This is a genomic window from Bowmanella dokdonensis, assembly GCF_017254865.1.
Classification (GTDB): Bacteria; Pseudomonadota; Gammaproteobacteria; order Enterobacterales; family Alteromonadaceae; genus Bowmanella; species Bowmanella dokdonensis.
Genome location: NZ_JAFKCV010000001.1, coordinates 53,755 through 67,041, shown reverse-complemented (window position 1 = coordinate 67,041; position 13,287 = coordinate 53,755). Strand labels below are relative to the sequence as shown.

Annotated in this window: 11 protein-coding genes; 8 read left to right on the top strand and 3 right to left on the bottom strand. The window is 56.2% G+C overall.

Translation table 11 applies throughout. The annotated features are described in order from the left end of the window. Positions 1-115 precede the first annotated feature (115 nt). Both J0A66_RS00345 and J0A66_RS00340 read left to right on the top strand, forming a co-directional pair. Complete coding sequence (locus J0A66_RS00345) at positions 116-1,579, top strand: M16 family metallopeptidase (protein WP_206571782.1); 1,464 nt, start codon at positions 116-118, stop codon at positions 1,577-1,579. Beyond that, positions 1,576-2,958 (top strand): M16 family metallopeptidase, encoded by a 1,383-nt coding sequence (locus J0A66_RS00340; protein WP_206571781.1) that lies wholly within the window; start codon positions 1,576-1,578, stop codon positions 2,956-2,958. Before J0A66_RS00345 ends, J0A66_RS00340 begins: the two co-directional genes overlap by 4 nt. 65 nt (positions 2,959-3,023) lie before the next feature. On the opposite strand, the gene J0A66_RS00335 is transcribed toward J0A66_RS00340, so the two are convergent. From J0A66_RS00335 to hslR, 3 genes are all read right to left on the bottom strand, one after another. Then, on the bottom strand, positions 3,024-4,565 hold the full coding sequence (locus J0A66_RS00335) for a phosphoenolpyruvate carboxykinase (RefSeq protein ID WP_206571780.1): 1,542 nt from the start codon (positions 4,563-4,565) through the stop codon (positions 3,024-3,026). A 234-nt stretch (positions 4,566-4,799) separates the two neighbouring features. Continuing rightward, complete coding sequence (gene hslO / locus J0A66_RS00330) at positions 4,800-5,675, bottom strand: Hsp33 family molecular chaperone HslO (protein ID WP_206571779.1); 876 nt, start codon at positions 5,673-5,675, stop codon at positions 4,800-4,802. Positions 5,676-5,783: 108 nt separating this feature from the next. Beyond that, the gene (hslR, locus tag J0A66_RS00325; RefSeq protein ID WP_206571778.1) at positions 5,784-6,188 is read right to left on the bottom strand and encodes a ribosome-associated heat shock protein Hsp15; all 405 of its coding nucleotides are present in this window, start codon (positions 6,186-6,188) and stop codon (positions 5,784-5,786) included. A 203-nt stretch (positions 6,189-6,391) separates the two neighbouring features. On the opposite strand from hslR, the gene gspC reads away from it, so the two are divergent. Genes gspC through gspH form a run of 6 tightly spaced genes read left to right on the top strand, consistent with a single transcriptional unit; the run spans position 6,392 to position 13,211 of the window. Next, entirely contained in the window at positions 6,392-7,303 is a 912-nt protein-coding gene (gene gspC / locus J0A66_RS00320; protein ID WP_338143847.1) for a type II secretion system protein GspC, read from the top strand. A 10-nt stretch (positions 7,304-7,313) separates the two neighbouring features. Beyond that, positions 7,314-9,359, top strand: a complete 2,046-nt coding sequence (gene gspD / locus J0A66_RS00315) for a type II secretion system secretin GspD (RefSeq protein WP_206571777.1) — start codon at positions 7,314-7,316, stop codon at positions 9,357-9,359. A gap of 29 nt (positions 9,360-9,388) precedes the next feature. Then, a complete protein-coding gene (gspE, locus tag J0A66_RS00310; protein ID WP_241263960.1) occupies positions 9,389-10,891 on the top strand; it encodes a type II secretion system ATPase GspE in 1,503 nt (500 codons plus the stop codon). Between the two features lie 25 nt (positions 10,892-10,916). Then, complete coding sequence (gene gspF, locus J0A66_RS00305; protein WP_206571775.1) at positions 10,917-12,137, top strand: type II secretion system inner membrane protein GspF; 1,221 nt, start codon at positions 10,917-10,919, stop codon at positions 12,135-12,137. Position 12,138: 1 nt separating this feature from the next. After that, complete coding sequence (gene gspG, locus J0A66_RS00300) at positions 12,139-12,576, top strand: type II secretion system major pseudopilin GspG (protein WP_241263928.1); 438 nt, start codon at positions 12,139-12,141, stop codon at positions 12,574-12,576. A gap of 8 nt (positions 12,577-12,584) precedes the next feature. Next, positions 12,585-13,211 (top strand): type II secretion system minor pseudopilin GspH, encoded by a 627-nt coding sequence (gspH, locus tag J0A66_RS00295; RefSeq protein WP_206571774.1) that lies wholly within the window; start codon positions 12,585-12,587, stop codon positions 13,209-13,211. Positions 13,212-13,287 lie beyond the last annotated feature (76 nt).

Genomic DNA, 13,287 nt, shown 5'->3' with positions numbered 1-13,287 from the left:
ATGCTTAGGGATATTTTACTGGTTTTGCCAGGATTGCACCGCCCCGGTGGTCTGGCTATATTGGTCGGGGATTAATCAAGCGTCTGTCTCGTTACAACACAAAAAGGGAATCATCATGTTCAACCGACTCGCGGCCCTGGCCGCTGCCCTGCTACTGGCGGGTTGCAGCCCCAATCCGGCCGACACCGCCCAGAATAACCTGGCAGATAAACTGGCTGAACAGGCCGGCCAGGAACACAGCCCGGTCAGCTTTAATGTGCCAGTCCACTATCACAGTCTGGACAATGGTCTGAAGGTCGTTATTTCACCCGATGATACGGCACCTATTGCCGCCATAGGGGTGTACTACAACATAGGTTTCCGTATCGAGCCGAAAGATCGTACCGGCTTTGCCCACCTGTTTGAACATATGATGTTTCAGGGTTCGGAGAACCTGGGCAAGATGGAATTCGTCAAACTGGTGCAGAATAACGGCGGGGTGCTCAACGGATCCACCCGTTTCGACTATACCAACTACTTCGAGATAGTGCCGGCTAATAAAGTCGAGACCTTGCTCTGGGCCGAAGCGGACCGCATGAAAGGCCTGGCCATCACCCAGGAAAACCTCACCAACCAGCAGGGCGTGGTAAAAAATGAGGTCAAGGTCAATGTGCTCAACCAGCCCTATGGAGGCTTCCCCTGGTTGGATATGCCCCAGTACGCCTTTAACAACTGGTATAACGCGCATAATTTCTACGGCGATTTGGAAGATCTGGACGCCGCCACCCTGGAAGATGTGCAAGCCTTCTTCAATATGTACTACTCGCCCAATAATGCCGTAGTGGTGGTGGTAGGCGATGTGGATGTGGAGCAGACCCTGGGCTGGATTAAAGAGTATTTCGGCCCCCTGCCCGCCAGCGAGCTGGCCGCCCAACCGGATTTAACCGAACTGCGCCAGGAACAGGAAAAACGCTTTAACAAATTTGACCGACTGGCACCCAAGCCGGCGTTTGCCTTTGCCTATAAAATGCCGCCGCGCAACAGCCCTGAATATTACGCCATGGGCATTATCGATCAGTTGCTGGTGCAGGGCGACGACAGCCTGTTGTATCAGGAACTGGTCAAGGACAGGCAGATTACCGGGGAAGTCGGCGGCGGCATCAACTACCTGTTGGGCAATATGTTCAACTACAACGGACCGATGCTATGGATGAGCTCTTTTACTCATGACGAGGGCGTCAGCGAGAAGGAACTGGTGGCGGCGGTGGATTCCGTGGTGGCAAAACTGGCCGAACAGCCCATCGCCCAGAAAGACATCGAACGGGCCATGGTGAAGCTGCGTTCCGCCCTGTTTGACAATATCGACAGCTTTTATGGCTTTGGCAAACTGGATCTGCTCGCCAGCTTCGCCCTGTTTGATGATAATCCGCAGCGCATTAACGAACTGGAAGGTAAATTCAAGGCTGTCACTCCGGAACTGATTAAATCCACGGTCAAAGAGTATCTGCGGCCGGGCAACCGTACCATTTTAACCCTGACCCCGGGTGAAGACCCCAACGCCACAGGATCGAACCAGGACCAGCAAGGAGAACAGCAATGAAATCATGGATTAGCGCGCTACTGCTGTCTGCCCTGGCGGCTCTGCCATTGTGTGCCAAGGAACAGCCGCCCAAAGGAGGCGAACCCAAAGACTTCAGACTGACCACGACCCAGGACATTCTGCTGGATAACGGCCTGACGGTGACTTTTATCCCTTACGGCAATACCCCCAAGGTGACCCTGCGACTGGTCACCAGTACCGGCAATCTGGATGACGGCGGCAAGGATGCCGTGTCCGATATCAGTTACCAGTTACTCACCGAAGGCACTCAAAGTTTGTCGGCCCGGGCCATTGCCGAGGCTGCGGCCAATATGGGCGGCCAGGTTGAAACGGCTGTCTCCACCAACTCCAGCTTTTTGCAACTGGACGTATTGAGTGAATTTGCCGGAGAGGCGGCCTCCCTGCTCGCCGATATCGTCATGCATCCCAAGCTGGAACAGACCGATCTTGACCGGGCCGTTACCAACTTCGTGCGTGACCTGAAAGTACAGAAATCCCAGGCCCAGGGACAGGCGGTGGAGGCCTTCTACCAGGCCGTATTTGACGACCATCCCTACGCCGGGGTGTTCGCCGATGAAAAGGTGGTGGAAGCACTGACTCTGGAGGATGTCCGTCAATTTCTGGGTAACAACCTGGTGGCCAGTCGCAGTCACCTGTACGTGTCCGGACAATTTGACCGGTCCCAGGCTGAAAAGGCGATTCGCGATGCCTTTGCCGGAATGCCTGCCGGCACGCCCAAGGAAGTGGCGGCCCCCTCCCCCTCCACAGAGGCCGAGTTGGTATTTATTCCCCGGGACAAGGCCCCCCAGTCCACCCTCCGTATCGGGCTGAAAGTGGTGGACCCCTCCCACCCTGATTATATCGCCCTGAGCACTATGAATACCTTACTGGGGGGATCGTTCTCCAGTCGCATTACCTCCAATATCAGGGAGGACAAAGGCTATACCTATTCACCGCGGAGCAGTGTGTACGACCTGGTGAAAGCCGCAGTGTGGTACCAGCATGCGGATGTGACAGCCGAGGCTACGGGACCGGCGCTGGCAGAGATCATCAAGGAAATCAAACGCCTGCAGAATGAGGCGCCGGCAGCAGAGGAGCTGGAGGGCTTCAAAAACTATATTTCAGGGCTCTATGTACTGCAGAATTCCTCCCGCACCGCCATCATCAACCAGTTGTGGTTCCTGAAAAGCCATGGCTTGCCGCTGTCGCGCCTGGAAACCTATGTGCAACAGGTGAATGCGCTGACGCCGGAAACCATTTCAGAGATGGCCAGGAAATATCTCAAACTGGAGAACATGGTGCTGGTGGTGGTGGGCGATGAGTCTGTCAGACCCCAGCTCACTGAAGTGCCGGAACTCAAAGCCGTATATCAGCTTTGACGGGAAACCCTGAAGCAAAAAAACCGCAGCCTGGCTGCGGTTTTTTTTGCTTAGGTCAACTGAGATCAGGCTTTGGGACCGGCCTGGCGAATCTCCTCTGATACCTCATACTTGGCAAAATTCTTCTGGAACTCTGCTGCGAGGCGACTGGCGTACTCGTCGTATTTAGCCTGGTCGGCCCAGGTATTTCTGGGATTGAGCAATTTGCTTTCCACACCGTGCACTGCCACCGGTACATCCAGATTCAACTGTTCCAAATGCTGGGTTTCCACCCCGTCCAGCTTGTTATTGACGATGGCATCGATAATGGCGCGGGTAGTAGGGATATCGAAGCGCTTACCCGTGCCGTACGGACCGCCTGTCCAGCCCGTATTGACCAGATACACTTTGGAACCGAATTCGCGCACCCGCTTCATCAGCAACTCGGCGTAAACACCGGCGGGACGGGGGAAGAAAGGCGCACCGAAACAGGTGGAGAAGGTGGATTCAATGGCGGCGGTGGAGCCAATCTCGGTGGAACCCACCTTGGCCGTATAGCCGGACAGGAAGTGATAGGCCGCCGCCTGCTCGGACAGGATGGACACCGGCGGCAACACACCACTCACGTCACAGGTCAGGAAGACCACGGCCTGGGGTTCACCGGCACGATTGGCCAGTTCCCGCTTTTCTATGTGCTCAAGGGGATAGGCAGCACGACTGTTCTGGGTCAGGCTGCTGTCGTGGTAATCAGGATGTTTGTGATCATCCAATACTACATTTTCCAGTACCGCCCCAAAGCGGATAGCCTCCCAGATTACCGGTTCATTCTTTTTCGACAGGTCGATGCACTTGGCGTAGCAACCGCCCTCGATATTGAAGACCGAGCCCGGTGCCCAACCATGCTCGTCATCGCCTATCAGGAAGCGGGTAGGGTCGGCAGAGAGAGTCGTCTTGCCGGTGCCGGACAGACCGAAAAACAGAGTCACATCGCCCTGCTCGCCGACGTTGGCGCTGCAGTGCATAGGCAGCACGTCTTTGCCCGGCAGCAGGAAGTTCTGTACCGAGAACATGGATTTTTTCATTTCACCGGCATAACGCATGCCGGCCAGCAGCACCTTACGCTGGGCGAAATTAATGATGACGCAGCCTTCGGAGTTGGTACCGTCACGCTCGGGCTCACAGACAAAGCCAGGCGCATTAAGGATCTGCCAGGGAGTCTTACCCGCCTGGTTCCAGTGCCGGGGGCGGATAAAGAGGTTATGGGCGAACAACTGATGCCAGGCGGTCTCAGTGCGCACCTGCAGGGGCAGATAGTGCTCAGGGTCGGCGCCCACTTCCAGATGCGACATAAAATGCTGCTTACCCATCAGATATGTTTCAACCTTCTGCCACAGGGCATCAAACTGATTGGCGTCAAATGCGCGGTTGACGGCGCCCCATTCTATCTCGTTCTCGGTGGAGGCTTCCCTGACGATAAAACGATCCTTGGGTGAGCGGCCGGTGCGTGCACCGGTTTCCACCACCAGCGCGCCATTGGCCGCCAGATGGCCTTCCTGACGCAGTATGGCTTGCTCTACCAGCTCGGCAGCGCTCAGGTCTACCATCAGATTCGGGGGTACAGAGGTCATGTTCAAAACAACTCCAGGGCAAAAGTTTTCAGAGGTGGTTTCATTATTGTTATTTGCCGCGCATGATACATTAAACTTGGCCTGAAGAGGTAGGGAGAATGGCGATTTTTTCCGCAATCCTGAAAGACTTTCAGGATTTTTCTGAAAGTCTTTCAGTTTATACGGATAGTTATGCGGATTCCGGCCATTTAGCCGGATAAATTTGCAGGAAAAAGATCAGAAATGCCGGTTGGGTTAATTCAACTGCCCGGGTTGACCGTACTGACCGGCATGAATGGCCTCAATATCTATGGCGTCGAAACGGTACTCTGCATGGCAATACTGGCAGTTGATGGTCACTCCCCCTTCCCGGGAAGCAATATCAAGCAGATCCTGTTTATCTACCGACGCCAGGGCCATGGCACTTCGCTGCCGGCTGCAACTGCATCTGAACAACACATTCTGCGGCTGAAAAAGTTCCACCTCTTCCTGGTGATAAAGCCGGTGCAGTATCTGCTCGACCGGCAGATCGAAAAGCTCGTCTGGGCGGATGGTGTCGGTGATCTGGGAAAGATGCTCAAAATCCTCCCTGGCATGCTCTGCCACGGGCAAGACCTGCAATAGCAAACCGGCCGCCCTGGGCGGGGTATGTTCTGAGCGGGTCATCAGGATCACCCGGGTCGCCAGCTGTTCTGACTGGGCAAAATAAGCCTCCAGACACTCTGCCAGGCTGGGCTTATCCAGTGCCACCATACCCTGGTAGCGCTCGCCTTCTTTAGGGGTGATGGTGATGGCCATCACCCCTTTTTTGAACATGGCCGGAAAGTCCTCCGGAACATCCCCGTCCCAGCGTGCGACTCCCCGCAGTTCCTGCTTATGGGTGCCATTGATCACCGCATATTTGACCGGGCCTTCGCTCTGTAACTGCACGGCGATGTCACCCTCAAATTTGAGGGTGGCGGTTAACAAAGAACTGGCAGCCATCAGTTCCCCCATCAGGCGTTGCAAAGGGGGCGGATAATCCTGTGCGGCCAGCACCGCCGCATAACTGTTTTCCAGCCGCACCAGCTCTCCGCGCACATGGTTGTCGGTAAACAGGTAACGATAAAGCAGATCATAGGGTTGGGACATGATTCTAATCTCTTCATTGACCGGGGCAGACTGCCTGCTCATCGGCCGGGCGGACGGCTCTCCATGAACGCAGTTATACCCGACATTGGGGATGCAGTCAGCACCCATCTACTGATGTTTGAACCTGATGATGTCACGCCGCTGTTTCTTGTCCGGTTTATGGTCCGGTCTGGGACTATAGAGAGCGCCAGCCTTGCGCGCCTCGGCGTTGGCTTCCCGCTGCCTGATACTGTCAGGCGTCTCTTCGTACATGGTTTGAGCCTGGGGAGCGGAGCGCCGTTTATCATAGACCTCGAGCACCCGGACCTCCCGTATATCCTGGCCCTGGGGAACTTTAATCACTGCCCCGAGCTCCACTGTCTTGCTCGGTTTGCTGCGCTGACCGTTATACTGGACCTTACCGCCCTGGATCACCTCCCTGGCCAGAGCCCGTGTCTTGAAAAAACGTGCAGCCCAAAGCCACTTGTCCAGGCGCACAGAGATCAGGTTGTTTTCGCTTTGGTTGGTTTTCATGATTCAAATGACATGTATTGGTAACTTTTCGCTATTATGATTGTCTGCCCTTTTCTGGCACGGACACAGAATTAAAGTTGTGGCCCTTTTTATGACTGGATATGATGGGCGGGATAGTTTAGCACAGGTCGAGTTCCCACCAAGCGCGCCAAGTCCCGACAGCCCGTTTCCGATTACACTCGACCAGATAACATGGCACAGACGTGATAGCTTTTAATCATAATAACATTCAGCAAGTCTGGTTTCGCTTGAGTCAGTACCAGGAGCAGATAATACGTCTGATCTGCCTCCTGCTCGGACTCTATCTCATCGCTTTTGCCGCGGACCTGACTTGGCGACTCTGGCCGGTGCCCGAAACGGCCCAGCAGAGTCAAACGACCCTGAGCCCGGTAGAGACACAGGCCAAAGCCAGCGCCGATATCCGCAGGATTCAGCAGTTGGATCTGTTTGGCAAACCCCAGGCCAACCAACCCAAAGTAGTGGTGGAAGAGGCCCCCCAGACCGATCTGAACCTGACGCTGACCGGTGTGGTGGCCAGCGATAATCCGGATCGGGGCGCCGCTATCATAGAGAATCGTGGCAAGCAGAATACCTATGGTATAGGCGAGAAAGTGGATGGCACGAACGCCGTGGTACAGGAAGTCTACCCGGACAGGATTATCATCAAAAATGGCCCCCGGGCGGAGACTCTGATGCTGGACGGGGTGGACTTCAAGCAATCCCCGTCGGGTCCAGCCGCCGAGGCCAAACGCGCTCCGGCTCCTGCCTTCGAACGCCGCTCCCTGTCCCAGGAAGCCGTGGAAGCCACCCAGGCGCTACAGGCCCAGCCGGCCAACTTTACCGATTATATTGCCATCAGCCAGCACATGGTTGATGGAGAACTCAAGGGATACCGGGTCAGTCCCGGCCGCAACCCCGCGTTGTTCCAGGCAGCCGGGTTGCAGGCCAATGATATTGTTACCGAAATCAATGGCCTGGATCTGACCGATATCCAGCAATCAGTGGAAGCCATGTCCATGCTCAGGGAAACCGAATCCCTGCAGTTAACCGTGGACCGGGAAGGGGAACTCTTAACCCTGTATCTGGATCTCCCCTCCGACGATAGTGAATTATAAGGAACCTGATATGAGGCTGAACCGCCTTTTTTCTCATCTTTCCATCGCTGCCTGCGCTGCTTTTTTTGCGGTGGCCGCCTCTCTTTCCGCAGCCGAGTATTCGCCTAATTTCAAAGGCACCGACATCGATGAGTTTATCAATATCGTCGGCAAAAACCTGAAGAAGACCATCATAGTTGACCCCAATGTGCGGGGTAAAATCACCGTACGCAGCTATGATCTGCTCACCGAGGAACAGTATTACCAGTTTTTCCTCAACGTTCTGCAGGTCTACGGCTTTGCTGTTGTGGAAATGCCCAGCGGGGTCCTCAAGGTGGTGCGCGACAAGGACGCCAAGACCTCCAATATCCCGGTGATTGAAGGCACCCCCTTCGACGGGGATGAAATGATCACCCGGGTGGTCCCCGTCTACAATGTGTCGGTCAGGGAGTTGGCCCCGCTGCTGCGCCAACTCAACGACCAGGCCGGTGGCGGTAACGTGGTCAGTTACGACCAGTCCAATGTGATGCTGCTCACCGGCCGGGCCGCTGTGGTCAACCGTCTGGTGGAAATCATCGAGCGGGTGGATAAGGCCGGCGACCAGGAAGTGGATATAATCAAGCTGAAGTACGCCTCCGCATCCGAGATGGTGCGTATCGTCGACAGCATCAATAAATCCCAGGGTGCCAAACAGGCGCCGGATATCCTCGAGCCGAGGGTGGTGGCGGATGATCGTACCAACAGCATTATCGTCAGTGGCGACATCAAGGCCAGGCAGCGACTAATCAACCTGATCGAACGGCTGGACAGCGAACTGGAAACCAACGGCAACACGCGGGTGCACTATCTGAAATACGCCAAGGCCGAAGATCTGGTCAAGGTATTGCAGGGGGTCAGCGCCGGGATACAGGCCGAGGAACAGGGCGCCGCCACACCGCAACGACGCAGCTCCAAGCGGGATGTGAGCATCGAAGCCCACCCTGACTCCAATGCCCTGGTGATCACCGCTCAGCCGGATATGCTGCGCTCCCTGGAAGAGGTCATCCGCCAGTTGGATATCCGTCGGGCTCAGGTGCAGGTGGAAGCCATCATAGTGGAAGTGTTCGAAGGAGACGGCACCCAGTTGGGCGTGCAATGGATCAGCGAGAACGGCGGCGGCCAGCAGTTTACCAACGGCACAGTCCCCATCGGCTCCCTGGGCGTGGCGCTGCGGCAGGCCGAGGACAGGGAAGTGAAAAAGACCGTCATCAGTGCCAATGGCGAGCCCGTGCAAACAACGGAGACCATCGAAGGGGATCTCACCGCCCTGGCCAATCTGCTGGGCGGGTTGAACGGCGCCATGTACGGCGTGGTCAAGGACGGTTGGGGCGCAGTAGTGCAGGCGGTGAGTACCGACACCAATTCCAATGTACTGGCAACTCCGCACATCACCACCATGGATAACGAAGAAGCCTTCTTTATCGTCGGCCAGGAAGTGCCGATTATCACAGGGTCCACCACCGGCTCCAACAATGCCAACCCCTTCCAGACGGTGGATCGCAAGGAGGTAGGTATCAAGCTCAAGGTCACCCCTCAGATCAACGAAGGCACTGCCGTACAACTGACCATCGAGCAGGAAGTCTCCAGTGTCAGTGGCACCACCGGGGTGGATATCTCCATCAATAAACGCGAACTGAAAACCACAGTGCTGGTGGATGACGGCGGTACAGTGGTGCTAGGGGGCCTGATTGACGAGGATGTGCAGGAAAGCATCTCCAAGGTGCCGCTGCTGGGTGATATTCCGCTGCTGGGCCACCTGTTCAAATCCACATCCACCTCCAAGCGCAAACGTAATCTGATGGTCTTCCTGCGCCCCACTATCGTCAAGGACGGGGTCACCATGAATACCATCAGCCACCGTAAGTACAACTTTATCCGCGCCCAGCAGTTGGATCGTCAGGCCCGGGGTATCCCCCTGATGCCCTTTACGGACACACCGGTGCTGCCAGAATGGGATGACTCCCTGGCGCTGCCCCCCAGCTTCTACGACTATATGGACAAGAAGCAGGCAGGTGAAGCGAAGGACAAGCAAGACTGATGAGTGAGCAGCATATCGATCCGCAGCAGATGGCCGCCGAGCCAGAAGCGGTGGTGTCTGAACACCGGCAGCTTGGCTTTGGCTTTGCCAAGCGCCACAGGGTGCTGCTGGATACCAGCGAACAGCCGCCGCTGCTGTACTATACCGCCGAAACCCCTTTTCAGATCTTTGCCGAGGTCAGACGCTTCCTCGGTCGCGAGTTCCAGTTGCGGGAAATTCCCCCTGAACGCTTCGAGAACCTGTTGACCAAGGCCTTCCAGCGGGACTCCTCCGAAGCCAAGCAACTGATGGAAGACATAGGCAACGAGGGGGATCTCTTTACCCTGGCCGAAGAGTTGCCGGAAACCGAAGATCTGCTGGATAGCGAAGACGATGCCCCCATCATCAAGCTCATCAACGCCATGCTGGGGGAAGCCATCAAGGAGGGGGCCTCGGATATCCATATCGAGACCTTTGAAAAAAGGCTGGTGGTGCGCTTCCGGGTGGACGGTGTGCTGCGGGAAATCCTGCGCCCCAACCGCAAAATGGCCTCCATGCTGGTGTCCCGAATCAAGGTCATGGCCAAACTGGATATCGCAGAGAAACGGGTGCCCCAGGACGGCCGTATCACCCTGCGTATCGCCGGACGGGCGGTGGATGTGAGGGTCAGTACCATGCCTTCCAGCCACGGCGAGCGGGTGGTGTTGCGTCTGCTGGACAAGAACACCGCACACCTGGATCTCAGCGATCTGGGCATGACCAAAGAGATTCGCCTGCATTTTTCCGAACTCATCAGGAAACCCCACGGCATTATCCTGGTCACCGGTCCCACCGGTTCGGGCAAAAGCACCACCTTGTATGCAGGCCTTACGGAGATCAACACCAAGGATCGCAATATCCTGACGGTGGAGGATCCCATCGAGTATGATTTGGAAGGTATTGGCCAGACTCAGGTCAACAGCCGGGTGGATATGACCTTTGCCCGCGGCCTGCGCGCCATACTGCGCCAGGATCCGGATGTGGTCATGGTGGGTGAAATCCGCGATCTCGAAACGGCTCAGATCGCCGTGCAGGCCAGTTTGACCGGCCACCTGGTGTTGTCCACCCTGCACACCAACACTGCATCCGGCGCCATTACCCGCCTGGAAGACATGGGCATCGAGCCCTTCCTTCTCTCATCCAGTCTGCTGGCGGTATTGTCCCAGCGCCTGGTGCGGACCTTGTGCACCGAATGCCGTGAAGAGCATGAGCCCTCGGAACGTGAATGTGAAATTCTCGGCATCAAGGCAAAAAAAGCCAGTGAATACCCCATCTACCGGCCTAAAGGCTGCGCCGCCTGCAACCAGACCGGCTATCGCGGCCGGACCGGCATACATGAACTGTTGCTGGTTGACGAAGAGATCCGGGAAATGGTCCACAACGGCCATGGCGAACAAGCCATAGAGAAATATATCCGCCAGTCCCATCCCAGTATTCGTGACGACGGCTGCAAGAAGGTCCTCAAAGGCATTACCGCACTCGAAGAAGTACTGCGCGTTACCCGGGAGGACTAGGTCAGATGCAAAGGAACAATGACTGATGGCAGCATTTGCCTACAAGGCTATGGATCAGGCCGGTCGTAACAAATCCGGTGTGATGGAGGCCGATAACCCCCGCCAAGTCCGACAACTGCTTCGTGAACAGAGCCTGATACCCCTTGAAGTGGATACGGTATCCGAGAGGGAAAAACGCGCTGCCGGCGGCTGGCGGATGTTCCAGACGGGTATTTCCGCCTCGGAATTGGCCCTGCTGACCCGACAAATGGCCACCCTGGTGGAATCGGCCCTGCCCATAGAGGAGGCCCTGCAGGCGGTGGCCGAGCAGTGTGAGAAAGCCAAGCACAAGAATATGATGATGGCCGTGCGCAGCAAGGTGGTGGAAGGTCACGGCCTGGCGGATGCCATGGCCGAGTTCCCCCAGGTATTTGACCAGCTTTACCGGGCCATGGTGGCTGCAGGTGAAAAGTCCGGCCACCTGGACACCGTACTCAACCGCCTGGCAGACTACACGGAAAAGCGCCAGCAAACCCGCAGCCAGATTATCCAGGCCCTGATCTATCCCAGCCTGATGCTGACCATTGCCCTGCTGGTGGTGATTGCCCTGCTCACCCAGGTGGTGCCGAAGATCGTCGGTCAGTTCGATACCATGGGCCAGGAACTGCCCCTTATCACCCGCATCATGATCGCCATCAGTGACTGGCTGCAGGATTATGTGCTGATCGCAGGCATGGTTATCCTGCTGTTGATCGTTATTGTCCAGCGACTGTTGCAGCAACCGGCGCTGAAACTGCGTTATCACCGGCTTATACTGCGCCTGCCCATGTTGGGCAAGGTGTCCCGGGGCTTGAATACGGCACGCTTCGCCCGCACGCTGAGTATTCTGACCTCCAGCGCCGTGCCCCTGCTGGAGAGCATGAAGATTTCTGCCGGCGTACTGGAGAACCTGCATATCCGCAACGAGGTGCTGGAAGCATCAGAAAGGGTTAAGGAAGGTTCCAGCCTGCGTGCCTCACTGGAAAAAACCCGGATGTTTCCCCCCATGATGATGCATATGATCGCGTCGGGGGAGCGCAGCGGCGAACTGCAGCAGATGCTGACACGGGCCGCCGACAATCAGGACAGGGAATTCGAGGCCCTCGTCAGTGTCTCACTGAAAGTCTTCGAGCCTCTGTTAATCGTCAGCATGGCCGGGATCGTCATGTTTATCGTCATGGCTATCCTGCAACCCATTTTGGCTCTCAATAATATGGTGAACTTGTAATATGAAAATCCGTGCAATGAAACAATCCGGCTTCAGCCTGATCGAAGTCATGGTGGTCCTGTTGATCATCGGCATGATGGCGGCGCTGGTCGCTCCGGCTATCCTGGGCAACCAGGAAACCGCCCAACTGAAAAAGGCCGCTATCGATATTCAGCAACTGGAGAGCGCCATTCAGATGTATAAGGTGCGTACCAATCTGCTGCCCACCACCGATCAGGGCCTGGAAGCACTGGTTAATGCCCCGACCCTGGATCCTGTTCCGCGTAACTTTCCGGCCGAGGGCTTTATCAATCGCCTTCCCCAGGATCCCTGGGGCAACCCCTACTACCTGCTGAGCCCGGGTGAGATGGGCACCTTCGACGTATTTTCCGCCGGCCCCGACATGCAGCCCGGCACCGAGGATGATATTGGCAACTGGAATCTGGAAGAGTATCTGTAAACCACCCCATGACCGCCTGTCGCCTCACTTCCCGAGCAAGCCGCTTCCAGCGGGGCTTTACCCTGCTGGAGGTGATGCTGGTACTGCTGCTGATGGGTTTGATTGTCGGCACCGTGACCTTTACCAGCCTGGGCAAAAACCGGGAAGAGGCCCTGCATGACCAGGCCCAGCGCTTTGCCGTAGTGATGAATATGGTATCGGATCACGCGGTACTCAATCAGGTGGAGTTGGGTCTGCGGGTGGAGGAAGGCAGGTATTACTTCCTGATGCTGGACGAGCAACAGAAGTGGCAGCCGGTGGAAGAGGACAAGCTGCTGAAAGAGCATAAGCTGCCGGAAGACTTCAGCCTGGAGTTAGAGCTTGAGGATCTGCCCTGGCAGGAAGAAGACAGTCTGTTCGAGCAGGAGCTGTTTGACGAACAGTTATCGGTCAGCGAAGAAGGGGTTGAAATCGGTGAGGAGGAAGAAAAGATTCCCCCCCCTCAGATACTGCTGCTATCCAGTGGCGAAATTACCCCCTTCAGTCTGTTCTTCAAGTATGAGCCGGGTTTCGGCAATGACGAGCCGGTGTATTTTCGCGTCGACGCCCAGGATATGCCTCCCCTGAGCCTGAGCGACGCCATGGACAGGCTATGATTCCAATCCAGGGGGAAACAATATCACGGCGACCCTCCCGTCCCCGGGCAGGCACCTTTTCACTTGTCACTCGCCA